General features: G+C 64.6%; 19 protein-coding genes and 1 tRNA gene. 11 read left to right on the forward strand and 9 right to left on the reverse strand.

What is annotated here, in order from left to right; all coding sequences use genetic code 11:
- The first annotated feature begins 17 nt into the window (after positions 1 to 17).
- The 6 genes from BSY18_RS09575 (at position 18) to BSY18_RS09600 (ending at position 7,322) form a co-directional block, all read left to right on the forward strand.
- Complete coding sequence (locus BSY18_RS09575) at positions 18 to 2,069, forward strand: TonB-dependent siderophore receptor (protein WP_171900202.1); 2,052 nt, start codon at positions 18 to 20, stop codon at positions 2,067 to 2,069.
- Between the two features lie 15 nt (positions 2,070 to 2,084).
- Positions 2,085 to 2,813: an ABC transporter ATP-binding protein gene (locus BSY18_RS09580; RefSeq protein WP_216094722.1), complete on the forward strand. Its 729-nt coding sequence runs from the start codon at positions 2,085 to 2,087 to the stop codon at positions 2,811 to 2,813.
- Entirely contained in the window at positions 2,810 to 4,219 is a 1,410-nt protein-coding gene (locus BSY18_RS09585) for a DUF3526 domain-containing protein (RefSeq protein ID WP_069050445.1), read from the forward strand. The genes BSY18_RS09580 and BSY18_RS09585 overlap by 4 nt, the downstream gene beginning before the upstream one ends.
- 34 nt (positions 4,220 to 4,253) lie before the next feature.
- On the forward strand, positions 4,254 to 5,579 hold the full coding sequence (locus BSY18_RS09590; RefSeq protein ID WP_236823514.1) for a DUF3526 domain-containing protein: 1,326 nt from the start codon (positions 4,254 to 4,256) through the stop codon (positions 5,577 to 5,579).
- Between the two features lie 295 nt (positions 5,580 to 5,874).
- On the forward strand, positions 5,875 to 6,951 hold the full coding sequence (locus BSY18_RS09595) for a TonB-dependent receptor (RefSeq protein ID WP_171900204.1): 1,077 nt from the start codon (positions 5,875 to 5,877) through the stop codon (positions 6,949 to 6,951).
- Positions 6,945 to 7,322 carry a hypothetical protein gene (locus tag BSY18_RS09600; protein ID WP_069050448.1) on the forward strand — a complete coding sequence of 126 codons (378 nt, stop codon included), beginning with the start codon at positions 6,945 to 6,947 and terminating at the stop codon, positions 7,320 to 7,322. The genes BSY18_RS09595 and BSY18_RS09600 overlap by 7 nt, the downstream gene beginning before the upstream one ends.
- 299 nt (positions 7,323 to 7,621) lie before the next feature.
- On the opposite strand, the gene BSY18_RS09605 is transcribed toward BSY18_RS09600, so the two are convergent.
- The 4 genes from BSY18_RS09605 to BSY18_RS09620 form a co-directional block, all read right to left on the reverse strand.
- On the reverse strand, positions 7,622 to 8,077 hold the full coding sequence (locus tag BSY18_RS09605) for a (2Fe-2S)-binding protein (protein ID WP_069050449.1): 456 nt from the start codon (positions 8,075 to 8,077) through the stop codon (positions 7,622 to 7,624).
- A gap of 15 nt (positions 8,078 to 8,092) precedes the next feature.
- Positions 8,093 to 10,474 carry a xanthine dehydrogenase family protein molybdopterin-binding subunit gene (locus tag BSY18_RS09610; RefSeq protein ID WP_083231403.1) on the reverse strand — a complete coding sequence of 794 codons (2,382 nt, stop codon included), beginning with the start codon at positions 10,472 to 10,474 and terminating at the stop codon, positions 8,093 to 8,095.
- 281 nt (positions 10,475 to 10,755) lie between these two features.
- The gene (locus BSY18_RS09615; RefSeq protein ID WP_069050450.1) at positions 10,756 to 11,259 is read right to left on the reverse strand and encodes a tyrosine-type recombinase/integrase; all 504 of its coding nucleotides are present in this window, start codon (positions 11,257 to 11,259) and stop codon (positions 10,756 to 10,758) included.
- A gap of 333 nt (positions 11,260 to 11,592) precedes the next feature.
- A tRNA-Thr gene (locus BSY18_RS09620) sits at positions 11,593 to 11,668 on the reverse strand.
- A 244-nt stretch (positions 11,669 to 11,912) separates the two neighbouring features.
- On the opposite strand from BSY18_RS09620, the gene BSY18_RS09625 reads away from it, so the two are divergent.
- Together BSY18_RS09625 and BSY18_RS09630 are read left to right on the forward strand one after the other, a co-directional pair.
- Entirely contained in the window at positions 11,913 to 13,340 is a 1,428-nt protein-coding gene (locus BSY18_RS09625) for a PAS domain-containing protein (RefSeq protein ID WP_069050451.1), read from the forward strand.
- A gap of 182 nt (positions 13,341 to 13,522) precedes the next feature.
- Positions 13,523 to 18,241: an NAD-glutamate dehydrogenase gene (locus BSY18_RS09630; protein WP_083231405.1), complete on the forward strand. Its 4,719-nt coding sequence runs from the start codon at positions 13,523 to 13,525 to the stop codon at positions 18,239 to 18,241.
- An 83-nt stretch (positions 18,242 to 18,324) separates the two neighbouring features.
- Here BSY18_RS09630 and typA read toward each other — a convergent pair whose 3' ends face one another.
- Positions 18,325 to 20,160 (reverse strand): translational GTPase TypA, encoded by a 1,836-nt coding sequence (typA, locus tag BSY18_RS09635; RefSeq protein ID WP_054134519.1) that lies wholly within the window; start codon positions 20,158 to 20,160, stop codon positions 18,325 to 18,327.
- A 436-nt stretch (positions 20,161 to 20,596) separates the two neighbouring features.
- Between typA and BSY18_RS21260 the strand changes: the two genes are divergently transcribed.
- Genes BSY18_RS21260 through BSY18_RS09645 form a run of 3 tightly spaced genes read left to right on the forward strand, consistent with a single transcriptional unit; the run spans position 20,597 to position 21,542 of the window.
- Positions 20,597 to 20,734: a hypothetical protein gene (locus BSY18_RS21260; protein ID WP_171900205.1), complete on the forward strand. Its 138-nt coding sequence runs from the start codon at positions 20,597 to 20,599 to the stop codon at positions 20,732 to 20,734.
- A gap of 26 nt (positions 20,735 to 20,760) precedes the next feature.
- The gene (locus BSY18_RS09640; RefSeq protein WP_069050452.1) at positions 20,761 to 21,297 is read left to right on the forward strand and encodes a DUF2975 domain-containing protein; all 537 of its coding nucleotides are present in this window, start codon (positions 20,761 to 20,763) and stop codon (positions 21,295 to 21,297) included.
- Positions 21,297 to 21,542 carry a helix-turn-helix domain-containing protein gene (locus BSY18_RS09645; protein WP_069050453.1) on the forward strand — a complete coding sequence of 82 codons (246 nt, stop codon included), beginning with the start codon at positions 21,297 to 21,299 and terminating at the stop codon, positions 21,540 to 21,542. Before BSY18_RS09640 ends, BSY18_RS09645 begins: the two co-directional genes overlap by 1 nt.
- Before the next feature lie 639 nt (positions 21,543 to 22,181).
- Here the strand turns inward: BSY18_RS09645 and BSY18_RS09650 are convergent.
- The 4 genes from BSY18_RS09650 to BSY18_RS09665 form a co-directional block, all read right to left on the reverse strand.
- Entirely contained in the window at positions 22,182 to 23,597 is a 1,416-nt protein-coding gene (locus BSY18_RS09650) for a hypothetical protein (RefSeq protein WP_069050454.1), read from the reverse strand.
- 84 nt (positions 23,598 to 23,681) lie between these two features.
- A complete protein-coding gene (locus tag BSY18_RS09655) occupies positions 23,682 to 24,440 on the reverse strand; it encodes a crotonase/enoyl-CoA hydratase family protein (RefSeq protein ID WP_069050455.1) in 759 nt (252 codons plus the stop codon).
- 20 nt (positions 24,441 to 24,460) lie between these two features.
- A complete protein-coding gene (locus tag BSY18_RS09660; protein WP_069050456.1) occupies positions 24,461 to 25,606 on the reverse strand; it encodes an acyl-CoA dehydrogenase family protein in 1,146 nt (381 codons plus the stop codon).
- A 3-nt stretch (positions 25,607 to 25,609) separates the two neighbouring features.
- A complete protein-coding gene (locus BSY18_RS09665) occupies positions 25,610 to 26,824 on the reverse strand; it encodes an acyl-CoA dehydrogenase family protein (protein ID WP_054136239.1) in 1,215 nt (404 codons plus the stop codon).
- Between the last annotated feature and the right edge of the window lie 101 nt (positions 26,825 to 26,925).

Below are 26,925 nucleotides of genomic sequence, written 5' to 3' on the forward strand. Positions count from 1 at the left end.
GGGGGTCAATGAAAGACGTGAAGATAATCATTTTGGCTGCGGTTATCTCTGCGGTGCCGACGGCGCTGCAAGCTCAGGAAGGCAGCAAAGCAGATCAAGACAATGCGGCCGACATTGTCGTTACCGCCACTGCGATCGCCAAGCTCGACGTTCCGCTGGCCGAGACTCCGCAGAACATCACCGTCATTATGCAAGACGCGTTCGAGCGCCAGAACGCCACCAGCGTCGAGGAAATCCTGCGTTACGTGCCTTCGGTGCAAGCCGAACTTGCCGGGCGCTCGGGTTTCGATGAATTCCTTGTACGAGGCTTCAATCAATCGCGTTATCAGTTCCGCGATGGTCTGCGGCTTGATCCGAGCTACCTTCAGCAGCAGGAGCCGGGCGGGCTCGCCTCGATCGAGGTTGTGAAGGGGCCGGCATCCGTGCTGTTCGGACAGATCGCGCCGGGCGGTGTGGTCAACATGACGAGCCGCGTCGCTTCGCCTGAGCGGGTCGCCGATTTCACCGCGACCATCGGTACCGACGACTTTTATCGCCTCACTGCCGATATTGGCGGGGCGCTTAACGAAAGCGGCACGTTGTCTGCGCGCGCGCCGATTGTCTACGCCTCGCGCGGGGACACGCAGGACTTCGTCGGGGCCGAGCGGATCTTCGTGGCGCCCAGCGTCACATGGCAGCCGAGCGATGCGACCAAGCTGACGCTGCTCGCGCTCTATCAGCGCGATGATTACGACCGCACCATCGGCGTGCCTCTGTTGGGCACCTTGCAGCCGAGCGCCGCCGGGCCGATCCGGCGTTCGCTGTTTCTGGGCGAGCCCGATCTTGATCGGCTGACGTCGGAACAGGTCCAGATCGGTTACCAGTTCTCGCACCGGTTCAGCGACGCGATCCAGTTCCGCTCGCGCCTCAGATACAGCGATCTCAGCATTGAAGGCCCGATCGTTCAGGCGCCGCGCGGGGGCTCAACACCGACAAGCATTACCCGCCGTGGGTTCGAATACATCGGCGATCGCAAGATGCTCTCGACCGACAACCAGCTTGAAGCTGTGTTTGGCACCGGCAACATCGAACACCGGGTGATGATCGGTATCGACTATCAGGACTTCACCGATCGCAATTCGGGCGAGCTGTTCGGCCTGGCGCCGATCAACCCCAACGCGCCTGTCTATGGCATCGCTCCTGTGCAGTTGGGGCCGTTCTTCTCGGCTGACGTCGCCTTGAAGCAGGTTGGCCTTTACGCCCAATATCGGGCGAAGGTCGCAGAGCGGTTTATCGTGGTCGCTGGGGTGCGCCAGTCGGACTCGGACACCAGCAGCACCGATGTGCTCGCCGGAACCACCCGCACGCAGGACGACAGCGATACCAGCTTCAACGCGGCGGTGATGTATGTCAGCGACGCCGGGTTTTCGCCCTACCTTAGCTATAGCCAATCTTTCGAGCCACAGTTCGGGTTCGATCCGCTCACCAATGGGCAAACTCCGCCGCCCTCGCAGGGCGAGCAGATCGAAGCTGGTCTGCGCTGGCAATCTTCCGATAAGCGGCTGTCGGCGCAGGCGGCGATCTTCCAGATCGACCAGACCAACATCGTCAATGGCGATCCCGCCAATCCCGGCTTCAGCGTGCTGATCGGCGCGCAGCGGCACAAGGGGGCGGAGATCGAGCTCAGTGGACGGATCGGCGAGGCGCTGATTGTGCAGGCGGGCTATACCTATCTCGATGCCAAGGTGCGGGCTAGCAACAATGGTGATGTCGGCCTGACCTCGCTCAATGTCCCCAAAAACTCGGCAAGCATGTTCCTGACGCTGCTGGGCGATGCCGTGGGACTGACAAGAAGTGAAGGCAGCATTGGGGTGCGCCATGTCGGCGAGCGCCGGGCCAATGATGCGCTCGACATCCTCCCCGCCTTCACCGTGTTCGACGCAGCGGTGCGTCACGATTTCGGCCCGTTCGAAGCCGCGCTCAATGTGAAGAACCTGTTTGACGAGACCTATTTCACCGGCGGCGATTTCCGCGCGGTATTCTTTGGAGAGCGCCGTCAGGTCCAACTGACCCTGCGCGCAGGATTCTGAGAAGACGAGGGCAGCATGACGACGCAGCCTCAGGTGCTCGAAGCGGTCGGTCTCACCAAGCAGTTTGGCGAGGCTGTGGCGCTCGATCGGCTCGACCTTCAGGTCGCGGCGGGCGAGACTGTGTGCCTGCTCGGAGCGAACGGCGCTGGCAAGACCACCACGATCAACCTCTTCCTCGGCTTTTTGGAACCATCCGCCGGAGCGGCGCTGGTGGACGGTGTCGAGGTCGCCCGCAATCTTTCTGCAGCACGCAAGAAGCTTGGCTATGTGGCGGAGGTCGTTGCGCTCTATCCAACACTGACCGGGGCGGAGAACCTGGATTTCTTCGCGCAGCTGGCTGGCGAGCGGGTCGATCGTGCCGCGCGGGATGCGATCCTTTCAAGGCTGCGGTTCCCCGATGGCGCTATCGATCGTCCTGCGGGCACCTATTCCAAGGGCATGCGCCAGAAGCTGGGCCTTGCGATTGCACTAATGAAACGGGCCAAAGCGATCCTGCTCGACGAGCCGCTGTCAGGCCTTGATCCGGCAGCCGCCAATGATCTGGTCGCGGTGCTGCGCGAGACCGCTGCGGGCGGCACGGCGCTGCTGATCTCCACCCACGACATCTTCCGCGCGAAGGATGTCGCCACCCGAATCGGGATCATGCGCCACGGGCAGCTACTGGCCACGATCGACCCGGCAACCCTTTCTGCCGGCGAACTGGAGGCGATTTACCTCACCCACATGGCAGAGCGCGCGGCATGAGCATCACCGCCGCGATCCTCACCAAGGACCTGCGCGAGCTGCGCCGTGATCGGCGGGTCGTTGTCATGGCATTGCTGGTGCTTGCGCTGGCCGTCACCGCGCTATTGACCGCTTATGCCCGAATCAACGCCCATGAAGCGGACCGCGCCGCCACCATCGCCGCCGATCGCGCCACCTGGGAAGGACAGGGCGCACGCAATCCCCACAGTGCGGCGCATTTCTCGAAATGGGCGTTCAAGCCGCTCACCGCACAGGCGGTGCTCGATCCCGGTATCGCGGCCTTTTCGGGCAGCGCGGTGTGGATGGAGGCGCACAACCGCAACCCGGCGGTCGCCCGGCCGGTCGACGATCAGACCGTGATCCTGCCGAGCGGGGACTTCAGCCTCGCCTGGGTGCTGCAGATGCTTATGCCGCTGCTCGTCGCCGTCATCGCCGCCAGCTGCGTCGCGCGCGAGCGGGAGCGGGGAACGCTGCGGCTGATGCTGGCGAGCGGGGTGGGCGCGGCAAACCTTGTCAGGGCCAAGCTCGCCTCGGTCGGCGCGGTGACGCTGGCGCTGGGCGGCGTGATCAGCCTCGTCGGGGTGATCGCCGCCGCGGGTGCGGGGCCCATCGATCCGGCACGGCTGGCCGTATGGCTCATAGCCTATGGCGCTTTCCTGGCGATCGTGGCGGCGATCGCTGTGACGGTGTCGCTGCACGCGCGCTCCTCGGGGCAGGCGCTGATGATGCTCGCGGGGCTGTGGCTCTTCGCTATCGTGCTGACCCCGCGCGCCGCCGCTTCTCTTGCCGACTACGCCGCCCCGGCACCCACCGGCGAGCAGTTCTGGGCCGATGTCGCTGCGGCCAAGGCGGCCTATCCCAGCCCCTTCGCCGAGGGGATGGACACCTTTGCGGCCAAGATGATGGCGCAATACGGGGGCAGCCGGATCGAGGACCTGCCGGTCAGCTTCGGCGGTCTCCAGCTCGAGGAGGACGAGCGGCTCGGCAACCAGGTCTATGACGAGAAGTTCCGCGCGCTCTTCGCCGTCTACGATGCCCAGCGTGCGGTGCTGCGCTGGGCAAGTCTTGTCTCCCCGCTGCCCGCCCTGCAGAACATCTCCATGGCGCTGAGCGGCACCGACATGCCGCATCAGATCGCCTTTCAGGAACAGGCCGAAAGCCGCCGCCGGGCGGTGGTGACGCAGCTCAACACCGATCTGATCCGCAACGGCGCTGGTGCAGACTTCGATTATCTCGCTGATCCGCAGCTGTGGTCCGAGGTCGAGGACTTTGCCTTCGTCCCGCCGTCGCTGGGCGAGACGCTTGCCGGACTGTGGCGCGAGGCGCTGATCCTGCTGGTCTGGCTGGCAGGGGCGATGGTTCTAGTGCTGCGTTCGGCACAGCGGCTCAACGGTGCGGGGCAATAGGGTGCTCGGGATGATCGCGCTTGAGCTCCGCGTGATGCTACGCGACCGCGCGGCGCTGGCCCTGTTAGCAGTTCTTGCGGGCGCGCTGGCGCTGGCCTGCCTGTCCGGCGCGGCGCTGATGCAGGGCCAGATCGACGGTCGGGCCGCCGCCCAACTCCGTCAGAGCGAGGCGGCCGAACAATTGCGCGAGCGGTTGGCCGATGCCGAACTGCCCCCCGAGGAGGCGATCCTCACGCCCTATCGCCTGCGCCAGGTGCTAATTGCTCCGCTTCCCCTGCTTCCCGAACTGAGCGTCGGGCGCGCGGCGCTCGATCCCTATACCGCCACGGTCACCATGCGCACCGGCCGCGACACGCTGTTCCAGCGCAGCGGGCTCGAGAACCCGGAGCTGCTGGTGCGCGGCGGGATCGACCTCGGTTTCGTGGTGGTGGTGCTTGCGCCGCTGGTGCTGATCGGCCTGCTTTACAGCCTGTTCGCTGCCGACCGCGACAGCGGCATGGCCCGCCTGATCGTGGCGCAGGCTGGCGATCCGGTGCGTCTGGTGATCGCTCGCATTCTCCCGCGCCTTGCGCTGGTGCTGCTGATGATCGCGGCGGCGGTGCTCGTGCAACTGCCGAGCGGGCCGGATGTGGCAGGTCGCTGGCAGGCGGCGAGTGTATGGCTGCTGGTGGCGGTCCTGTTCCTGCTGCTGTGGGCCGCGTGCGGGGCGTGGATCAACTCTTTCGACATCGGCGCCGAGACCGCAGCCTTCACGCTGGTCGCGCTGTGGGCGCTCGTCACGCTGGTGCTGCCCGCAGCGTTTTCGGCCATCGTGCAGGCCAGCTACCCGCCGCCATCACGCTTCGAGCAGATCGCCGCCGCCCGCGCCGCCGAGATCGCCTCGACCGAGGCCTACGAGAACGATCACCCGGAGATCGCATCGGGCGAATTCGAAGGCCGCCTTGCCTCGATCCGCAAGACCTGGGAGGTGGCGCAGAAGGTCGAGGCGGCGACTGCCCCGATTGACCGGCGCTTCACCGAGCAGCTCACCGCCCAGCAGCGCTTCGCCGAGGCGCTGTCGTGGGCCTCGCCCGCGCTGGTGGCCAAGCACGCGCTGGAAGAGGCTGCCGGAACCGATGCTGCCGGGGGGCAGGGCTTTCGTACCGCAAGCGAGCAATACCGCACCGCGCTGCGCCGGTTCGGCGGCGAGTTCGTGGAGCGCGGCGCCATCATCGGGGCCGCAGACGCCGAGGAGATGCCGCGTTTCGCCTGGTCGCCCGTGCGCGTGATGCCCTGGGGTGCGATGGCGACCCTTGCCGCGCTTGCCACCGGTCTGATGCTTCTGGCAGGTCGGCGCTTCGCGCGCCTCAAGCTCGCGTGACGACGGCGCCATTGCGAAGCGCGGCGCTGCTGGCATCAGCGCTTCTGCTGGCCCCGCTCCGTCCGGCAGCGGCGCAAGGCAGCAATCCGCCCGCCTCGGAGCAAGCGGATGCGACAACCGCTCGGGAGCGTGACGTCGGCGCCAACATTGCGCTGGTCAACCGCTCGGAAGAGAACGTCATCACTCAGGCCTCGGACGCCTTCGGCACCAGCGTCGGGGATGAGACGATCGGGCTCTACAACGGCGGCAATGTGCGCGGCTTCTCCGCCTTCGCGGCGCAGGGGTGGAGGAACTCGTGTACCCCGACGGAGCCGATTTCTGGTTCGTGCGCTATGGCGGCATCGCGCGCTGGCGGCCTGCCAAGGGCGTGGAGGTGACAGGCTTCTTCAGCCGCTACGACTATTTCGACGAGGAGACGACTCCGGTGATCTTCACTTCCGGCGCCTTCCTCCCCCGCCGCATCGCCCGCAACCGCTTCTGCGGGCAGGACTGGGCCGACTGGGCGGGACATCCGCAGAATTTCGGCGCCATGGCGAAGGTCGATCGCGGGCCGTGGCAAATCGGGCTGGGCCTGTTCTCCTCTCGCTTCACCATCGACCAGTTCGGGGCAAACCTCTTCGCGAGAACAGACGCCCATGGCAGGACAGAGCGGCAGGTGCTGTTGGGGCGCGATCAGGTGTCGCAATCCTATTCGGGTGAACTGCTTGTCGAGCGAGAGTTTACCGAGGGCCCGCGCTGCCACCACCTGCTGGCCTCGGCGCGCTTTCGCCGCGTGGACGATGATCTGGGCGGCTTTGCCTTTCGCAGCCTTGGCCCTGGCGCGATCGATGTCGCAGATTCGGTGCCTGAGCCGGATGTGGCTTTTGGCGCGCTCACCCGCGACGAGATACGCCAGGAGACCGGCGCGCTCGGCTATGAAATGCAGTGGCAGGGCCTGAGAGAGATCAATTTCGGTCTGCAGAAGACCCGATACCGCAAGAAGGTGCGCGCGCCCGGCCTTGCGCCCACCGCCAACGCCGACAGCCCAATCCTCTGGAATGCCTCGGCGGTGCTGACCGCGATGGATGGCATTGTGCTTTACGCCGCCACCACCCGCGGGCTCGAGGAAAGCGGTACCGCGCCATCCTTTGCCGCCAACGCCAACCTGTCCCTGCCCGCGCTGCGCACCCGGCAGGTCGAGGCGGGGGTGCGCTGGACGCTGACGAAGGACGTCAAGCTGATCGCAGGTCTGTTCGACGTGCGCCGTCCCTATTTCGAGCTCGACGCCGACAATGTCTTCCGGGTGCTGGGCGATGTGAAGCATAGGGGGCGGAGATTTCGCTCACCGCCAAGCCCCTGCCAGGCCTTAACGTGGTTGCAGGTGCAATGCTGATGCGCCCCCGCGTTACCGGCGAGGCGGTCGAGCAAGGCCGCTTGGGCGAACGCCCGCTGGGCCGCGTGGGCACGACCCTCGACCTCAGGGTCGATTATCAGCCACCCGCCCTGGATGCTCTGTCGGTCGATCTGGGTATCAACTACACCGGTGACCGAGCGGCGCGGATCGACAACAGCCTGTTCATTCCCGAGCGGGCGACTATCGATCTGGGCACGCGCCACCGCTTCAAGCTGGGGCGCAGCCCCGCCGAGGTGCGCGCGCAGATTGCAAACCTGACCAACACCTTCGGGTGGAACGTCACAGGCGGCGGTGGTTTCCAGTTTATCCCCTCGCGCAGATTCAGCCTGTCGCTGTCGGCGGATTTTTGAGTTTTGTCTCTCGCGTCCCAGACAGCCAGCGCAGATATCAAACTAGCTTCCGACCTCTGCATTGCGGACATTCGCTAATCCACTCAGTTCGAGCCATGAGCGTGGACAATATGCGGTCGTGAAAGCCGTATGGCGGCTTTTGGCTGTAGCAGACGTCATCGCGAACGATCGGGAACGACCGAGACTGGGTCGAGAGCCGCCAACTGCTAAGTGGCAGATGCAACGGCAGCTTTCCAACACCTCGTGTCTGGAACCCGCCATTCAGACATCGACACCGAAGCGATAACTGGCTGCAGCAATCAGGCCATGGACGCGGCTTCCTTGATGGCGCGCCGGATGCTCATATAGGTCGCGCAACGACACAGATTGCCGCTCATTGCCTCGTCGATGGCAGCGTCATCCGGGGTCGGATTGTCCCGCAGCAGAGCGGTCGCCGCCATGATCTGGCCGGACTGGCAATAGCCGCACTGGGGCACATCATTGGCAATCCATGCCTTGCGAATGGCATCGACTGCGCCGCCTTCAACGCCCTCGATCGTCGTGATCTTGGCGCCGTCGAGCGAATCATGCGGGGTGATGCAGGCGCGGGTCGGTTGACCGTCGACATGCACGGTGCAGGCTCCGCATTGTGCGACCCCGCAACCGAACTTGGTGCCGGTCATCTGCAGGTGGTCGCGCAGCACCCACAACAGCGGCGTGCCCGGCGCAGCATCGACGGTTACGGATTTGCCGTTGATCTTCAGGGTAATGGCCATGCTTGCCTCCTTGTCCTACGCGGTCGGCCGTGCGGGCATGATGAGCTTGCTGCCGTCTGCCCCGATGAACGGCAGCGTGCGCAGCCGGTGTCCGGTCGCGGCGAATATCGCATTGGCGAGCGCAGGCGCAGCTGGCGGCGTTGGGGGTTCACCGACCCCGCCGGGGGGCGCGTTTGACGCGATGATCTCCACCTTGAACTCCCGCGGTGCCTCGCCCATCCGCATCAGCCGCCAGCTTGGAAAATTGTCCTCAACAATCGCACCGTTATTCGCGGTAATCGCACCGTAGAGTGCGTTCGACAGCCCATAGATGGTGCCGCCTTCCATCTGTGCGCGCACATGGCGGGGGTTGATCACGGTTCCCGCATCCACTGCAAGCCACACGCCCGGAATGCGGATCGTGCCGTCAGCGCCCACCGCCACTTCGATCACCGTGGCGACATAGGTTAAAAACGAGCGGTGAACCGCAATCCCCAGGCCCCGGCCTTTGGGCAGTTTGCGTCCCCATTTGGCCATGGCCGCAGCCTTTTCCGCGACGTGCCGCAAGCGACCGGTATCGATCGGATAATCCTCGAGCGAGCCACCGTAATTGCCGTATTCGGCGCCTTCGTTGCCCGGGTCCAGCTTGCGCGCCGGGCCGATCAGCTCGAGCAGATAGTCCTTCTGATCGCGCCCGGCAGCATAAGCGAGTTCGGCAGCGAAGCTCTGCACCGCAAAGGCGTGGTAGATGTTGGCGACCGAGCGCAGCCAGCCGATGCGGACATGGGCCTTGGCATCGCCCGATTCGACCTGCAGGTTGGGCATGGCGAACGGCACATCCGTCGCACCCATGCTCAACTCGCCGTCGCTCGGCTCGTTCACCGCATTGTCGAAGGTCGAGCTGATCGGCGGAAAGACCGTGCGATGCAGCCACGCGGTGCATGTGCCGTCCATGTCGAGCCCGGCCTCACAATATTGCGCGCTGACCGAGTGATAATAGCCATGCTGCACATCATCTTCGCGTGTCCAGGTTACCTTGACCGGCTTGCCGACCTCGCGCGCGATCAATGCCGCCTCTATCACGAAATCGGGCTTCGACTTGCGCCCGAAGGCCCCGCCCAGCCAGGTCGGTGTGACCTTGATGTTCTCCTTGTCGATCCCCAGCGCCTTGGCGAGCGTCTCGCGCGTGCCTTGCGGATCCTGCACGCAGGCCCAGCATTCGAGCCGATCGCCGTCCCACTCTGCGGTCGCGCTCGGCGGCTCCATCGGCGACTGGTTGAGGTGCGGCGCGTAATATTCCGCCGCGACCCTTGTTTTCGCCGAAGCGAGCGCTGCCGCCACATCGCCGCGCGCGCGGCGCACCTTGCCGCTGCTGCGTGCCGTGGCCAGCAACTGCCTGGCATAGCTTTCCGAATCATAGCCGGCATTGGGTCCGTCCTGCCATGCGATCTCCAGCGCGCGGCGTCCTTCAATTGCGGCCCAGGTATCGCGCGCGACCACCGCCACGCCGCCCAGTGCCTGGAACTCGGCTGGCGGCTTGGCATCGGGCAGGCGCACGGTGCTCAGCACACCTGCGACCGCGCGCGCTTTCGTGTCGTCGACGCTGCCGACCCTGCCGAACAGCTGCGGCGGCCGGGCGACCACCGCATGGACCATACCCGGACGCTGAACATCGATCCCGTAGGTGCTCTGCCCCGTGACGATGCGCGGCACCGTCAGCGAGGGAATTTCGCTGTTGATGTAGCGCCATTCCTTGGGGGTCTTGAGCTTGATGTCGGCCTCGGCGGGTATCTCGAGCCGCCCGGCCAGTTCGGCCAGATTGCCATAGGACAAAGTGTCGCTGTTCTGCGTATTGCTGACCAGACCGCCCTTGGCCGAGCACTGATCCTGCGGCAGTTTCCAGTAGAGCGCGGCGGCAGCGACCAGCATCTGCCGCATGGCGGCTCCAGCGACCCGCAACCGGTGGAAATTGAAACGCACCGAGCGCGAACCATCGGTGTTCTGGTCGCCATAGCGCTCGTGCCCTTCGGCCTGAACGATCTCGACATTGGCCCAGTCGGCCTCGAGCTCATCGGCCACGATCTGCGCCATCGAGGTCCAGACCTGCTGACCCATCTCCGAACGGTGGCAGGTGATCTTGACCGCACCATCCTTGTCGATCGCGATCCAGAGCGCCGGCGTGGCGTCGCCGCCATTCACTTCGGTCAGCGGGCTGGGCCCGGCATCGGGCAGATCGAAGGCGCCCGCGTCGATCTTGGGCTCGACATAGCTCGAGCATCCTGCCAGCGCCACCCCGAGGACGAAAAGCCCCGTCCCGCCAACAAAGGCGCGGCGGCTCAGATTGACATAGGGGCTGGACTCATCACTCGCACCGCCCGTCTGTTGGGCAGGAATGATACCGAGATCGCGCATCAACATCGGCGTTCTTCCTTCAGCCAAATCGCAACGTCGCGTCCGGCCAGATGATGTTGATCGACGCAAAGCCAGATGGCAACAGTGCTTGGTCAGATATCGCACCATAACACTCGCTTCAGGTTGATCGGCATCGATGAATGACCTTGCCTGCGAATGCACGGTCAGGTCGGGTCGGTGGACACCTGTCGCAAGGACCTGAAGCGCAGGGCGGGAGAATGCGGCGTTGGCGACCGGCCCGACCTCGCCTCACCTTGCCAAAAGCTGCCATTCGCATTCTCTACCAGTCATCGGTCAGAGCATAGCTGGTGCGCTGCCCCGAAAGCGGGATGAGGCTCAAGCAGCGCGGCACGATGCGTGACACTTGGCGTGGCCAGTGCACCACCAGGCATTGCTGCCGGATCATGCTTGCATAATGCCATCGCGACACCGTGCCGAAAAACGCGGCTGGCGAAGGCCTTGGTACGTACCGCCGTTTCACGCTTGCCCGCCTTTTCGATCTTTTTGAGCACAGCCAACAGCTCTGCGGGCTCAACCGCGTCGATAGGACGAGGACCGATGGTTGGCGTCAAATGCGATAGATGCCAGCGTGCTTTCTCGATGGTGACCTCAGCCTTTTGGCTGGCAACAAACCGAACTGCAATCAGGTCCGCTGCAAATGACTGAAAGCTGGCGTCAGCCGACAGGCGCGCCCTGATCATCTCCATTTTGCGGGAATGCAGCGGATCGTCGCCTGCCCTGATCATTTTGCGGACATCGTCACGGCGTTCGCGTGCGTCGGTTAGCGACACCTCAGGCCAGCTTCCAAGCGACAACCTCTTTCGGATCCGTGAACCTGTATTTCACGAACCAGTGCTTCGAACCGTTCGACCGAATCTCAAGATAGAGGCCTTTGTCGTCGGACTTACGGTAGACGGTATCAATCGGCTGAAACCCTCTGATTTCTGCGGCTTTGAGAGACATTTGGGGGTACCCCGCTTTTTCCTGTCGCAATGCCCCCAATTGTGCCGCCAAATTAACGAAATCTGGGGGAAAATTTGGAACAAAGCGAGATTCCAGTCGCGAACAAAATAGCTCGAAACCCTCAGAAAATCAACGTTTTGGGACGCTTTGGGAAGGGGTGGTGGTGCCGCTTACGTGACTCGAACACGTGACCCCATCATTACGAATGATGTGCTCTACCAACTGAGCTAAAGCGGCGCTGGGCTCGGCGGGTGCCGGCCGGTGTGCGGGTGTGCCGTTAACAGCAGCTTGGGCCGGATGCAAGCCGCGTTCGCAGCTGCATTCCCGGCCGTCTTGGATGGCCTCTGCGCGACAGCGCCGGTACTGCTGCGGGCTGAGCGCGGTCTGGCGGCAGGTTGCGCGAAATGTGACCGCGCGGTTAACCCTAGCTTTACTCCCTTGCGGCACATTGCAGGTCTGAAAAACTGGTTGGGACCGATCAATGGATACTCTGCGCGGATATCGCGATGGCATGAACGGCCATGACGACGCAGACGACGCACTGTCTGCGTCGGCAGCCGCCGAAACCGATGACGAAGCGCTGATGGACCCGCCCCAGTCCTTTGGCAGCGATGAGCGGCGCATGCATGTGCGTGCCTATAACTATTGGGCCAAGCTGCTGGGAAACCGCGTATTTCCGTCGATCGAGGATCTTGATCCGGAGAATATCGAGGACTTCGGTCCCAACAGCGTGCTGCTCGATTTCACTTCCGGAATCGAAAATCCCGCCATCCCGTTCATCGGCAAGGCGCTGCGTGACGAGTGCAATCTCGACGATGCCGTCGCCTATCTCGACGAGGTCCCCGGCCGCTCGCTGCTGTCGCGAATCACCGATCATTACATGCAGATCCTGGCCAACCAGGCGCCGATCGGGTTCGAGGCGGAATATATCAACGATCGTGGCTCGACGATCATGTACCGCGGCATCCTGCTGCCCTTTTCCACCGACGATGACAGCATCGACTTTGTCTATGGCGTGATCAACTGGAAGGAACTGGCAGACAAGACGCTGACCGAAGAGCTGATCCTGCAGATCGACGAAGCGGTCAAGCAGGCGCCGCGCAAGCCCGCGCTGCCGGTGTGGGAGGACGATCCCGCGCAGAGCCTCGCCCCGGGCGAACTGGACCTGGGCGCGTTCGAAGAGCCGCTGCCGCTCGATGGCTACACGCTGTTTGCCGATCTGGACGATGGCCTGGCCGAGGTCGGCTTTGGCGGCTCGGCAGATGCGCAGATCGCCAATGCCTTCCCCGCGGTCGACATGCCCGGCGGCGATGCGGCGCTTGCCGATCTGCTGGACTATGCCCGCGCGCATGTCGAGGCGGCGCTGGCCACCGAGGAACGCTCGCGCAGCTCGCTATATGCCGCGATCGGCCGTGCCTATGACTTTGCCATCGCCGCGCGCGGTCGTCCGGACGATTATGCCGAACTGCTCAGCGAAAGCGGCCTTTCCGCCCAGGCGCGCGCGCCGATGACGCCGCTGGTCAAGCTGGTCTTCGGTGCGCAGTACGACAAGACGCGGCTGGCCGAATATGCCTGCGTGCTCAGCCATGCGATGCGCCGCGATATTCCGCGCGGCGGCCTTGCCGAGATGCTGGCGCAGCAGCCCGGCGGTCTCAAGGCGATCGTGCAGCAGGAACGCAAGGCGCGCCGCGCCAAGGACGACGGCACAGGCGATGCCGGCCGCAAGCTGGAAACCCGCCAGCGGCTGCGCACCAGTGCGCCGACGCCGCTCGCCGCGCTGGATATCGGCGATGCGGAGTTCGTTGTGCTGGTGGCTCGGCGCGACGAGGCCGGCGCGCTTGGCATCGTCGGGATGGTGGGCGAGGACGACCCGCTGGCCGACAAGGTGATGCGCCGCGTCGCCCGATAAGCGCGCGAGCTCGCCATGCAGGCGCCGCAACATTTAATCGACTGACCGAAAGAAAATTACGCGCATTTGCCCGTCCCCCCGTGCTGTGCGCTTGAGAACCAGCGTTGATTGGCGCATAAGCCGCAGGCAGCAGACCCGGCAGAGATGCGGCAATACAGCGCGCACGCGGGCACGAGGAACACATGGCCGAAACCCCGATTGCAGCGTCCGGTGCGGACGCGGGCTCCAGCGTATCTTCCAATGCCACCCCCCTGATCGATCCCCAGCAGCACGCCAGATTGCGCGCGGTGCTGGCCGACGCATTCCTCAAGGGCGCGCTGCCCGGAGAGAATGAGGGATTTGACGACGCGGCGTGCAGCGAGGCGGCCGATTTCGCGCTGCGCGCGATGTCCCGTCGCCCGTCTTCCGACACCGTGCTGACGATCGAATCGATACCCGGCCAGACCGGCCACCGCCACATGCGGCTGGCGATCATCAACGACGACATGCCGTTTCTGGTCGATTCGATTGCCGCGGCGATCTCGCGCTTCGGCCTGGCAATCGACCGGGTGATCCACCCCGTGGTCGCGCTGCGCCGCGATGCCGATGGGCTGCTCAGCGAAATCTATACCGACGAGGCTCCGGGCGAACGCCGCGAATCGGTGGTCTATCTTGAAGTCGAGCGCGCCGATGCCCGGCAGCGCAAGGCGCTGGAAACCGCGCTTATGGGCGCGATGGCGGACGTCCGCGCGGCGGTGACCGACTGGCCGATGCTGCAGGCGGCGATGGCCGCCGATGCCGCCGCGATGGCCGATGGCGAGGGCGCGGCGCTGCTGCGCTGGTTCCTCGACCGCAACATGACCCAGCTGGCGCATCTGCGCTATCGCCGCGATGGCAGCGCCGAGGCGCCGCTCGGCATCGCGCGGATCAACGACCAGCCGCTGCTCGCGGCGCATTCGTTCGATCAGGCCTTTGCCTGGTTCGAAAGCGGCAAGGCCGCGCCGCTGATCATCAAGTCCAACTTCATCTCCACCGTGCACCGCCGCGCGCCGCTGGACCTCGTCATCCTTCCGATCTGGGAGGATGGCCGCGTCGCCGCTTTGTCGGTGCATGGCGGCATCTGGACCAGCGCCGCGCTTGCCGCCGCGCCCGAGCGCGTCCCCGTGCTGCGCGCGCATCTCAAGCTGTTGATGGACAAGTTCGGCTTTTCACCCAACGGCCATGCCGGCAAGGCGCTGTCGCATGCGCTCACCGCGCTGCCGCACGACCTGCTGATCGCGTTCAGCCTCGAAAACCTGGAGCGCGTCGCGCTCACCGCGATGTCGCTCGCCGACCGCCCCCGCTCCAAGCTGGTGACGGTGCAATCCTCGCTCAGGCGCCACCTGTTCGTGTTCGCCTGGCTGCCGCGCGACGAGGTCTCCACCGGCCGCCGCGAGGCGATCGAGCGGATGGTGCTCGAAGCATCGGGCGGCAAGACGCTGAGCTGGTCGATCTCGCTTGAGGACGGCGAGATCGCGCTGATCCGCTATGTCATCGACATGCGCGATGGGGCCGCCGCGGTCGATGACGCCGCGCTCGATTCGGCGCTGCGCGCGATGGTGCGCGGCTGGGAACCTTCGGTCGAGGAAGCGCTGATCGCGCTGGGCGAGGACAGCCGCGCCGCAGCGCTCGCCAGCCGCTATGCACCGCAGTTCCCAATGGCCTATCGCAGCGATTGCGGACCCAAGGAGGCCGCGCTCGACATCGTCCGGCTGCGCGATCTGGACAGCCCGGAGCGCCACGGAGCGCGCCTGTACCGCCGCGCCGACGATGCTGCGCAGCATCTGCGGCTCAAGCTATACAGCCTCACCGGCGCGATTCCGCTGTCGCAGACCGTGCCCGCGCTGGAGAATTTCGGCTTCGACGTGCTGGAAGAGGTGCCCACCGCGCTGGGCGCGGACGATAGCGGCCATATCCACGATTTCCTGCTGAACCTGCGCGGAACCGGCGATGCCGAATCGCTGATGCTGCGCGCGGGCGCGATCGAGGCGGCGATTTCGGGAACGCTCGAAGGCAAGGCGGAGAACGATCCGTTCAACCGGCTGATCGCCGCCACCGGGCTCGAGCAGCGCGCGGTGATCTGGCTACGCGCCTGGTATCGCTATCTGCGCCAGGCGGGGCTGCCCTATGGCATTGGCACCGTGGTCGATGCGCTGCATGATGCGCCCGACATCGCGCATGCGCTGATCGCGCTGTTCATCGCGCGGCACGATCCGGCGTTCACCGGGGACCGCGAGGCGGCAACCCAGGCGAACCTCGCCGCGATCACTAGCGGGCTGACCCAGGTCTCCGCGATCGACGACGACCGGCTGCTGCGCATGGTGCGCGCGCTGGTGATGGCGATCCTGCGCACCAATGCCTTTGCGCCTGCCGCAAGCCTGGCGATGGTGATGAAGATCGACAGTGCCAAGGTCCCGGGCCTGCCCGCGCCCCTGCCCTGGCGCGAGATGTTCGTCTATTCGCCTCAGGTCGAGGGCATCCATCTGCGCGCCGGCCCCGTGGCGCGTGGCGGGCTGCGCTGGTCCGACCGGCGCGACGACTTCCGCACCGAGGTACTCGGCCTGATGAAGGCACAGCGCGTCAAGAACGCGGTGATCGTGCCGACCGGTGCCAAGGGCGGCTTCTTCCCCAAGCAGCTCCCCGATCCCGCGACCGACCGCGAAGGCTGGCTCAACGGCGGCAAGGACGCCTACAAGACCTTCATCCGCACATTGCTGTCGATCACCGACAACATCGTCGACGGCAAGGTGGTGCACCCGGCGCAGGTCGTGGTGCATGATGGCGAGGACCCGTATTTCGTGGTCGCCGCCGACAAGGGCACCGCGACCTTCTCCGACACCGCCAACGGCATCGCTGCCGAGTTCGACTTCTGGCTGGGCGATGCGTTCGCCTCGGGCGGAAGCCAGGGCTATGACCACAAGGCGATGGGCATCACCGCCAAGGGTGGCTGGGTCTCGGTCCAGCGCCACTTTGCCGAAATGGGCGTCGATGTGCAGTCCGATCCGGTGCGCGTCGCAGGCTGCGGCGACATGTCGGGCGACGTGTTCGGCAACGGCATGCTGCTGTCGAAATCGATCAAACTGGTCGCAGCGTTCGACCATCGCCACATCTTCCTCGATCCCGACCCCGACACAGCCGCAAGCTGGGCCGAGCGCCAGCGGATGTTCGCCCTGCCCCGGTCGAGCTGGGACGATTACGAAAAGGCATTGATCTCCAAGGGCGGCGGCGTCTTCCCGCGTGCGATGAAATCGATCCCGCTGACCGCCGAGGTCAAGGCGATGCTGGGGCTCGAGGGCGACGAGATCGAACCGGCCGCGCTGATCTCCGCGATCCTGCGCGCCGAGGTCGATCTGCTGTGGTTCGGCGGCATCGGCACCTACATCAAGGCCGCGTCAGAGAACAACATCGACGTCGGCGATCCCTCCAACGATCAGCTTCGCATCAACGCCGAGCAGTTGCGCTGCAAGGTTGTCGGCGAAGGCGCCAACCTTGGCGTCACCCAGGCCGCGCGCATCGCCTTCTCGATGCTGGGCGGACGGATCAACACCGATTTCATCGACAATTCCGCGGGCGTCGATTGCTCGGACAACGAGGTCAACATCAAGATCGGCCTCGCTGCTGTCATGCGCGCCGGGCTGCTCGACGAGCCTTCGCGCAACGCGCTGCTCGCCTCGATGACCGACGATGTCTCGATGCTGGTGCTCGAGGACAACCGGCTGCAGGCGCTGGGTCTCTCCATCGCCGAGCGTGCCGGGGTCAAGGCCCTGCCCTCGTATATCCGGCTGATCGAGCATTTCGAGGAACACGGCCGGCTCGACCGCAAGGTCGAGGGGCTGGCCGACAATGCCACGCTCAAGCGCCGCGCGCAGGAGGGCCATGGCCTCACCCGGCCCGAGCTCGCCGTCGTGCTCTCCACTGCCAAGCTGACGCTGCAGGACGCAATCGAGCGCATTCCGCTCGCCGATGATCCCACGATGCGGCCCGAGCTGCTTGCCGCCTTCCCGCCGCAGATGCGCGAGGCCTATGGCGATGTGCTGATGCAGCACCAGCTGCGCGGCGAGATCATCGCCACCAAGCTGGCCAACCGCATGATCAACCGGCTGGGGCTGATCCACCCGTTCGAGCTAGCCGAGGAGGAAGGCTGCACGCTGGGCGATGTCGCCTGCGCCTTCATCGCGGCCGAACGGCTGTTCGCGCTGCCTGCGATCTGGGCCGAGTTCGACCATGCCGAGATGGACGAGCAGGTTCGCCTGATGCTGTTCGATGCCACCGCCAACATCGTGCGCGTGCACATCGCCGATGTGCTGCGCGCCAGCGCCGACGGCCTGATGCCCGGCGCGATCGTCGCCGCGCTCAAGCCCGGGGTGGATGCGCTGATCGCGCAGATGGACAATCTGCTCAATGCCGAGGCGCGGCTGCAGGCGGCGCGTCAGGCTCAGGATCTGGTTGGCCAGGGCGCATCCTCCGTCCACGCCGCGCACATCGTGCGGCTGACCGGGCTGGACGGCGCGGCGGGGCTTGCCAATCTGGCCAGCACCAGCGCCACCGACCCGATGCTGCTCACCCAGGCCTTTGCCGATCTGGGCGCGACGTTGGGGCTCGACTGGACGCAGATGACCGCCGCGCGCATGTCGCCCAGCGATCCGTGGGAGCGGCTGCTGGTCTCGGGCCTCGCGCGCGATTTCCAGCAGATGCGGCTCGATTTCCTCCAGCGCGCCAAGGGCAGCGATCCGCAGGATTATGTCGCAGGCTGGACCGAGGCCAACCTGCCCCGCATCAAGCAGTTCCGCACCCTGGTCGACCGCGCCCGCATGGACGCCGCCCCCAGCGTCGCCATGCTGGCTCAGATCGCCAGCCAGGCGCGGATATTGCTCGCGCGGTAAGGGGCGAGGCTCATGCAGCCAGAAAAAAAAAACCGGTGCATCGCTGCACCGGCCCTTTTTTGTTTTTGCGCCGAGGAAGAAGCTTACGCGGCTTCCTTCTTCCGGCTCTGCTTCTTGCGCTCGTTCGGATCGAGGAAGCGCTTGCGCAGACGGATGTTCTTGGGGGTCACTTCCACCATTTCATCGTCGTCGATGTACGCGATGGCCTGTTCCAGGCTCATCATGCGCGGCGGGGTGAGGCGGATGGCGTCGTCCTTGCCGGTCGAACGGAAGTTCGTCAGCTGCTTCGACTTCATCGGGTTGACTTCAAGGTCATCGGGCTTGGCGTTCTCGCCGATGATCATGCCTTCATAGACCGGCACGCCCGATCCGAGGAACAGCACGCCGCGCTCTTCGAGCGCGTTGAGCGCATAGCCCACGGTGTCGCCGGTGCCGTTCGAGATCAGCACGCCGAGCTGGCGACCGGTGATCTGGCCCTTGTAGGGACCATACTTTTCGAACAGCCGGTTCATGATGCCGGTGCCGCGGGTGTCCGACAGGAACTCGCCGTGATAGCCGATCAGGCCGCGCGAGGGTGCGCTGAAGGTGATGCGGGTCTTGCCGCCGCCCGAGGGACGCATGTCGGTCATCTCGGCCTTGCGCTGCGCCATCTTCTCGACGACCGTGCCCGAATGCTCGTCATCCACGTCGATGACGACGGTCTCGTAAGGCTCGGTGCGCGAACCGCTTTCGTCTTCGCCGAACAGCACGCGCGGACGCGAGATGCCGAGCTCGAAGCCTTCGCGGCGCATCGTCTCGATGAGCACGCCCAGCTGCAGTTCGCCGCGACCGGCAACCTCGAAGCTGTCCTTGTCCGCCGATTCGGTGATCTTGATCGCGACGTTCGATTCGGCTTCGCGCATCAGGCGGTCGCGGATCATGCGGCTGGTCACCTTGGTGCCCTCGCGGCCCGCAAACGGGCTGTCGTTCACCGCAAAGCGCATCGACAGCGTCGGCGGATCGATCGGCTGCGCGTGCAGCGGCTCGGTCACGGTCGGCTCGCAGATGGTGTTGGCGACGGTCGCGGTGGTCAGGCCCGCGATCGAGATGATGTCGCCGGCATTGGCGACGTCGACGGGAACGCGCTCAAGACCGCGGAACGCCATGATCTTGGATGCACGGCCGGTCTCGACGATGTTGCCATCGGGATCGAGCGCGTGGATCTGCTGGTTGGTCTTGACCGAACCCGAGAACACCAGACCGGTGAGGATACGGCCAAGGAAGTTGTCGCGGTCGAGCAAGGTGACGAGGAACTTGAACGGACCATCGGGGTCGGCCGACGGTGCGGGAACATGCTCGACGATCTTCTTGAACAGCGGCTCCAGCGTGCCTTCGCGCACTTCGGGTGTATCGCCGCAATAGCCGTTGCGGCCCGAGGCGAAGAGCACGGGGAAATCGAGCTGCTCGTCATTGGCTTCGAGGCTGACGAACAGGTCGAACACTTCGTCGAGCACTTCCTGCGGGCGGCCATCGGGACGGTCGATCTTGTTGACGACGACGATCGGCTTGAGGCCCAGAGCCAGCGCCTTGCCGGTGACGAACTTGGTCTGCGGCATCGCGCCTTCGGCAGCGTCGACGAGCAGGATCACGCCATCGACCATCGAGAGGATGCGTTCCACTTCGCCGCCGAAGTCGGCGTGGCCCGGGGTGTCGACGATATTGACGCGGGTCAGGTTGCCCTGCTGGTCGTCCCATTCGATCGAGGTGCACTTGGCCAGAATGGTGATGCCGCGCTCTTTTTCGAGATCGTTCGAATCCATCGCGCGTTCTTCGACGCGCTGGTTGTCGCGGAAGGTGCCGGACTGGCGGAAAAGCTGGTCAACAAGGGTGGTCTTGCCATGATCGACGTGCGCGATGATGGCGATATTGCGAAGGGACATGAAAGAAAGCCTGTGTCAGGGGATTGCCGGGGCACGCCGTCCGGCACGCCACTCTCGCCGCGCCCATAGCTGATGCCTTGCTGCGGCGCAACAACTAGCGCGTGGGGGGTGGTGCGGCGAGAGACAGCGTGACCGCTCTCCCCTCCCGCATGCGGGAGGGGTGGCCGAAGGCCGGGGTGGGCCTGAACAGTCGCTAGCTGATACAGGCCCACCCCGGCTCAGCAAGCTGTTCTCTCCTCTCCCGCATGCGGGAGGGGAGAGAACGACGCCTGCGAACTCTTCCAAAGACGTATCAGCATATAGGCCGTCATCGCTCCTGCCGAGACAGTGGCATCAGATCGAAATATCGTTTTTCGATATTATTGATTGACGATAAATCGATTCGCGGATAGACGTTCTTTATCGATTACCAATGTCTCGCTTCAAGGAGAACGATATGACCCACACCTTCAGCACCATGCTCGCCGCCTTCGCCGCCCTGGCTCTCACCTTCGGCTCGATCGGCGCGATCTATACCGTGCCCGCCGCCCAGGCCGCCGCGCCGGCGACGCTCGCCATGATCATTCTCGCCTGACCCTCTGTGTGTGAACGGACGCTATCATGACCATTTCTGACACCCGCACCAAGGACCCGCTGCTTGCGGTTGCGACACTTCTCATCTGGCTCATCCTCGGGATCACCGCCTTTGCCGGGATCATCGTCACCATCTGCATTCCCGGCGTGATCCTGTTCGGCGCCGAGTTCGTCGAGGCTCCGCAGCTCAATCCGCTGTCGACAGAGACCAAGGCTCTGATTTGCGGACTTCTCGCAGGGGTCGCAGCCTTGCTCTATCTTTTCTGGCGCTTCTTCCGGGCGATGCAGGGCATCGTGCGCAGCGTGGGCGAAGGCGACCCGTTCGTCCCCGTCAACGCCGACCGCCTGACCCAGATGGCATGGATGGTACTGGCCATGAATATTGCTGCGATCCCGCTCGCCGCGCTGGGCCTTCACATCGCGCGGCTCGTGGGGGAAAATGGCGGATCGATGAAAGGCGCGTTCGATCTGGGAGGCATCATTCTGGCCATCACCCTGTTCATCCTCGCCCGTGTGTTCCGCCAGGGCGCAGCGATGCGCAACGATCTCGAAGGGACCGTGTGATGCCGCCCATTACCGATGACACCGAAGGGACCCGGATCATGGTCAAGCTCGACGACCTGCTTTATGCCCGCCGCATGACCCTGACCGAGCTCGCCGAGCGGGTGGGGCTCACCCTTGCCAATCTCTCGATCCTCAAGACCGGAAAGGCCAAGGCGATCCGCTTCTCCACCCTCGCCGCGATCTGCCGCGAGCTGGAGTGCCAGCCCGGTGATCTGCTGGCCTATGATGACGAGCAGCCGCAGTGAATGCGTGGGGGGATGAGCCGGAACAAACAGCGCAACTCCTCTCCCCTCCCGCAGGCGGGGGGGGAGAGAAGAGTGCGGCTGACTCCGCCTCCACTCATCCCTGGGCCCCGGGCATCAGCCCGCGAAGTCAAGGGAGCCTCGCCCACGCTGGCCGCATAGCGGGGCCTTCGACAAGCTCAGGCTGAGCGGATGCGGTGGCGGCTTTTCAACCGCTCAGGAAAAAATCTGCCGGTCTGCAAACGACCCCATTGCGGACCAAGATCAAACCAGTATCTTCGTCGCACAATAATGACACCAAGGGTGAGGCAATCGATGCCCCTTTATACATACATAATGTCTCACAAAGAGAGCACGAAAGTGTTCCAAGATAGGCGTAGCAACTACACTGGATTCTTGCTCGAACCGATTTCGGCGATGTTTCCCGAACTTAAGCCTGCTTATGGAGATTTGATGCGAATGAAGCCGGTGGCAGTGTCGGGCGCGGCTCGGACTTGGGGTTGCTCTGTGGATGTGTATGGATCAGTGTTCACGCTTCATGTGATCGAAACACGCGAATAGTGATTGTGTTGACTGCTTCCCACCCAGTTCCCGCCATAAGCGCCGACACATTCCTTATCCATTAGCGGACGTCGCTCCCCCCTACTCCGCACACTCCCCCATCCACATGTCGCGCGGCATCTCGACGCGGATCGGCGGGCCGCCTTTGGGGTCTGCAATGCCGTCGTACCACAGCGAGCGCGCCAGATCGGGCATGAACACGCCCAGCGGTGCGGGGCTGCCCGGCAGCGGCGGGGTGGAGACGTATTTCATCCCGTTCGGTTCGCCGATGAAGGCGTGGAAATAGAGCGATTCCTCGCCCTCTGCCTCGGGCAGCATCTGCGGCGGGTTCTGCGCATCGCCCAGGCCATCGACCGGGATCAAGGTCGTCGAACCGAAGCCGTTGGAGCCCGCAAAGCTGAAATACCTGCGGAAGATCAGCTTGTCGTCCTCGTCGGTCTGCTCGATCACCGCGACCATGTCCGACTGCGCGCTGGGGGGCAAAGCGGGCTTTTCGAAGTGCAGCGTGAACCGCGTCGGCCAGGGCGAGCGATAGCTGGCCTTGAGGATCGGGCACGACAGCGGCTTGACCTGCACCGCGGCATCTGGAGTGAAATCGAGCGTGTCGATCTTCAGCCGGTCATCGACGATCTTGAACACCGCATAGGCGTTGCCGCCGGTGGCGCAGCAATTGGCGTCGCTGTCGCGCCAGATCGGGAAATAGCTGCTGAGGCCGTAATAGTCGTAGTCCACCCCCTTCCACAGCCCCATGCCCTCGGGCAGGCGGGTGCGAAGCTCGGTCTTCCAGCTGTTCATGCCGATATTGACCCACGCGCCGGTGCGATACAGGAACAGGCTGTCGGCATTGCCCTCGCCCGTTCCGGCGGTGCGCGCAGGGAAATGCAGGATGATGTCCTCGCCATTGTCGACCAGCCGCGGCGGCTCGGCCTCGCCCTCGGTGCTGGTGTAGCCGATCAGTGCCGGTTTCGCGCCGCTCACATCCCAGGCGATGGTCATGTGCAGCGGTATGCCGCCGCCGGCGTCCAGCCCGCTGACATATTGCCATGCGATCGCGCGCGCCTTGCCCTCTTCGCCCGCGTTGAGAAACCCGGCGGATTCGACCACGCAGTTGACCACCGCGCCGACCAGGCAGTCCCTGGCCAGCCCGGGCCCGAAGCTCGCCGGAGTGCGGATCGACGAGGCGATCTGGGTCAGCCCGTCGATCTCGGCCTTCACATAGCCCAGGCTCTCGATGATCACATCCGCATTGGCCTGTTGCGGGCTATCGTCGGGCGAATATTCGAACCCCCGGCGCAGATCGGCCAGCGCCTCGTCGCGGCGCTCGGCGATGGTCGCCTTGCGCGGATCCACCTTTTGCCAGGCGCGCATCGCCGTCTCGACATCGGCCCAGCGCGCCGCAATCTCGCGGTTCTGGCAAAGGTCGGCCGCATTGATCGTGCGGTCCGGGCAAGGCGGAGGGGTTACGGTGGTCAGCAGCAGGGCGGGCAGGAGCATCATCGATGCACGACTCCAGTCAGGCGCGACCCTGCCCGCCTTGTGCGCCAATCACCGCCAAATGCAATATGCAGCGATTGTGCGGCGTTACTTGCCGGTCCAGTTCGGCGCACGCTTCTGCGCGAACGCTGCCGCGCCCTCGCGGGCATCCTGCGACACCATGACCTGGCCGACGAGCTCCTGCTGCTTGCCCCACATTTCCTCGTCGCTCCAGCCGCGCGATTCGACGATCACCTGCTTGGACACGCGCACCGCGAGCGGGCCATTGGCGCTGATCTTGTGCGCGAGTTCGAGCGCGCCATCGATCGCGGGGCCTTCGACCACGCGGTTGACGAAGCCGATCTCGTACGCGCGCTGCGCCGAGATGAAATCGCCGGTGAGCGCCAATTCCATCGCGATCCGCGGCGGCACCTGACGCGGCAGCCGCATCAGGCCGCCGGCAGCCGCTGCAAGGCCGCGCTTGGTCTCGGGGATGCCGAATTGCGCCTTGCTGTTGGCCACGATCAGGTCGCAGGTCAGCGCGACCTCCATGCCGCCCGCGAGCGCATAGCCATCGACTGCGGCGATCAGCGGCTTCCTGGGCGGCGCTTCGACGAAACCGCAAAAGCCCTTGCCCTTGACCATCGGAAGCTCACCGGTGAGGAAGGCCTTGAGGTCCATTCCCGAACAGAAGGTGCCTCCTGCTCCCTTGATGATGCCGACCCGCAGGGCGTCGTTGCTGTCGAGCTCTTCCAGCGCCGCCGCCATGCCTTCGGCCACCGCGCGGTTGACCGCATTCTTGGCTTCGGGCCGGTTGATCGTGATGATGAGGACGCCATCGTCCGCGAGGGTTTGCACTTCAGACATATCGAATTCCTTGTGAAGGGTCAGAACAGAAGATCGGCCAGCTTGGCCCGGTGCCAGGCGGCGTCGCCATACTGGCTGGCGTGCCAGATCGCGCTGCGGCGGTAGAGCCCTGCGTCGCAATCGTGCGTGAAGCCGAAGCCGCCGTGGAACTGCACCGCGCGGTCGGCGGCGAAGCTGTAGGCCTTGTCGGCGGACGCCTTGGCCATGCGCACCGCGATCTCGCCCACGCCCTGCTGGCCGAAATTGTGCGCCGCGCTGAGCATGTGCGAGCGCGCCTTTTCATAGCCGACATAGGCGTTGGTGATCGGGTGCTTGAGCGCCTGATATTCGCCGATCAATTTTCCGAACTGCTTGCGGGTTTTCAGATACTCGATCGTGTAATCGATCGCGCTCTGCGTCCCGCCGCACATCTCGGCGGCCTGCAGCAAAGCGCTCGCCAGCTCGATCTGCGTCAGCGCCGTGCCCGAGCGTCCGGCATCGAGCAGCGCGGACGCAGGGATGGTGATCCCGTCAAGGGTGAGCTCGTAGCTGCGCTTGGTCTCGTCGATGATGATCTCGCGGCGCAAGGCACTGTCGGGGATCGCCGAACGCTCGATCAGCGCCAGCCGCACCGCGCCATCGATCGTCACCGATGCGATCACCAAGGCGGCGTGCTGGGCATAGACCACGAACTGCTTGGTGCCCGAGAGGACATAGCCGTCGCCGCTCGCCTTGGCGGTCGCCTCGACATGGCCGAGGTTCCAGTCGCCATGCGGCTCGGTGAGCGCCAAAGTCGCGACTTCGCCTGCAACGATGCGCGGCAGCCACTCAGCGCACTGCGCCTCGTCGCCTGCTGCCAGCAGCGCCTGCGCGGCGATTGTGCAGGTCGCAAACGGTGTTGCGAGCAACCGCCGCCCCATCTGCTCTGCGATCGGCGCGACCTCGGCCATCGACAGGCCAACCCCGCCCTGCGCCTCGGGCACCGCGATGCCCAGCCAGCCGAGATCGACAATCTCCTGCCACACCGCAGGATCATAGCCATGCTCATCCTCGATCAGCTTGCGCACCTTGTCGATCGGCGACCTGTCGCGACAGAAATTGGTCGCGACATCCATCAGCTCGATCTGCTCTTCGCTGTAGCTCAGCGCGCCGAGATGGTCGGCGAGATTTCCTTCACTGAAAGCCATGGTTTAGCGCCCCTTCGGCAGGCCGAGTACATGCTCGGCGATGATGTTGCGCTGGATCTCGGAGGTGCCGCCGCCGATCGTGGCGGAGAAGCTGTTCAAGTAGCTGCGGTGCCAGTAGCCGTTGTCGACCGCGCACGGATCATCGACATAATAGCCGCCGCGCGTGCCCTGGAAGCTTAGCGAGAACTCGGTGAGCTCGCGGATCATCTCGGTGCGCGCGAGCTTGTTCATCAGCGCAAGCCCCATCGGGCGGTCCTGCACCAATGGCCCCATGCGGCGGCGCTGGTTGTTGAGATTGAGCGCCTGGATATCCATCATGAAATCGACCATCCGGTCCTTCATCACCGGATCGTCGAGCAGGGGCTTGCCGCCGCGCTGCGACTGCCGCGCAAGCTCGACCACGCCCATCGCGTCGAGCTCTTTCAGGAAGTATCCGCCCGCCAGATTCACCTTGGCGCCGCGTTCGTATTCCAGCGTCTTCATCGCAATCTGCCAGCCATCGCCCTCGTTGCCCATCAGGCATTCGGCGGGGATGCGGGCATCGGTGAAGAAGCACTGGACGAAGCCGTACTCGCCGGTGAGCTTCTTGATCCGCCGCGTCTCGATCCCCGGTGCGTGCATCGGCGAGAGAAAGAAGCTGAGCCCCGCATACTTGTTCGGCCCCTCGTTCGAGGTGCGCGCGAGCAGGATCATGTACTTGGCGCGGTCGCCCAGAGAGGTCCAGATCTTCGAGCCGTTGAGCACATACTCATCACCGTCTCGCACTGCCTTGAGCTGCGCATTGCCGAGATCTGAGCCGTTTTCGGGCTCGGAGAAACCCTGACACCAGATATCCTCTGCGTTGAGCATCCCCTTGATGTATTTCTTTTTCTCTTCCTCGCTGCCGATGTCCATGATCAGCGGCCCTGCCCAGCCGATGCCGATCGCGTTGAGCATGATCGGGCCATCGTACTTCTTCATCACCTTGGTGGCGATGCGCTGGAAATCGGGGTGCAGTCCGCCGCCGCCATATTCGACAGGCCAGCTCGCGCCGAGATAGCCCGCCTCGTACACCTTGCGCTGCCAGGCGCACAGGAAATCGAACTGCTGGTCGGTGCTGACCTCCATGAAGGTCAAAGGCAGCATGAAGCCTGGGTCCTTGGGGGTGTTCTCGCGGAACCAGGCGTCGGCCTGGGCTTCGTAATCGGCCAGTTCGGCTGGCGTCGGGCGGGATGACATCTTCTCTCTCCTGCATGAGCGGACGATGCGGCGCGGCTGGATTCGCGCTCGTTTAATCGTCCGGTTAAAACAGGTATGCAAGCCCGCGCGACGCTTGTCTA

It is taken from the genome of Blastomonas sp. RAC04 (genome assembly GCF_001713435.1).
GTDB lineage: Bacteria > Pseudomonadota > Alphaproteobacteria > Sphingomonadales > Sphingomonadaceae > Blastomonas > Blastomonas fulva.

What these genes read in the sequence shown, in the direction of transcription:
- BSY18_RS09580 (WP_216094722.1), top strand. Translation starts at nt 2,085, where the DNA reads ATGACGACGCAGCCTCAGGTGCTCGAAGCGGTCGGTCTCACCAAGCAG.
- BSY18_RS09585 (WP_069050445.1), top strand. Translation starts at nt 2,810, where the DNA reads ATGAGCATCACCGCCGCGATCCTCACCAAGGACCTGCGCGAGCTGCGC.
- BSY18_RS09590 (WP_236823514.1), top strand. Translation starts at nt 4,254, where the DNA reads ATGCTACGCGACCGCGCGGCGCTGGCCCTGTTAGCAGTTCTTGCGGGC.
- BSY18_RS09600 (WP_069050448.1), top strand. Translation starts at nt 6,945, where the DNA reads ATGCTGATGCGCCCCCGCGTTACCGGCGAGGCGGTCGAGCAAGGCCGC.
- BSY18_RS09605 (WP_069050449.1), bottom strand. Translation starts at nt 8,077, where the DNA reads ATGGCCATTACCCTGAAGATCAACGGCAAATCCGTAACCGTCGATGCT.
- BSY18_RS09610 (WP_083231403.1), bottom strand. Translation starts at nt 10,474, where the DNA reads ATGTTGATGCGCGATCTCGGTATCATTCCTGCCCAACAGACGGGCGGT.
- BSY18_RS09625 (WP_069050451.1), top strand. Translation starts at nt 11,913, where the DNA reads ATGGATACTCTGCGCGGATATCGCGATGGCATGAACGGCCATGACGAC.
- BSY18_RS09630 (WP_083231405.1), top strand. Translation starts at nt 13,523, where the DNA reads ATGGCCGAAACCCCGATTGCAGCGTCCGGTGCGGACGCGGGCTCCAGC.
- typA (WP_054134519.1), bottom strand. Translation starts at nt 20,160, where the DNA reads ATGTCCCTTCGCAATATCGCCATCATCGCGCACGTCGATCATGGCAAG.
- BSY18_RS21260 (WP_171900205.1), top strand. Translation starts at nt 20,597, where the DNA reads ATGACCCACACCTTCAGCACCATGCTCGCCGCCTTCGCCGCCCTGGCT.
- BSY18_RS09640 (WP_069050452.1), top strand. Translation starts at nt 20,761, where the DNA reads ATGACCATTTCTGACACCCGCACCAAGGACCCGCTGCTTGCGGTTGCG.
- BSY18_RS09645 (WP_069050453.1), top strand. Translation starts at nt 21,297, where the DNA reads ATGCCGCCCATTACCGATGACACCGAAGGGACCCGGATCATGGTCAAG.
- BSY18_RS09650 (WP_069050454.1), bottom strand. Translation starts at nt 23,597, where the DNA reads ATGATGCTCCTGCCCGCCCTGCTGCTGACCACCGTAACCCCTCCGCCT.
- BSY18_RS09655 (WP_069050455.1), bottom strand. Translation starts at nt 24,440, where the DNA reads ATGTCTGAAGTGCAAACCCTCGCGGACGATGGCGTCCTCATCATCACG.
- BSY18_RS09660 (WP_069050456.1), bottom strand. Translation starts at nt 25,606, where the DNA reads ATGGCTTTCAGTGAAGGAAATCTCGCCGACCATCTCGGCGCGCTGAGC.
- BSY18_RS09665 (WP_054136239.1), bottom strand. Translation starts at nt 26,824, where the DNA reads ATGTCATCCCGCCCGACGCCAGCCGAACTGGCCGATTACGAAGCCCAG.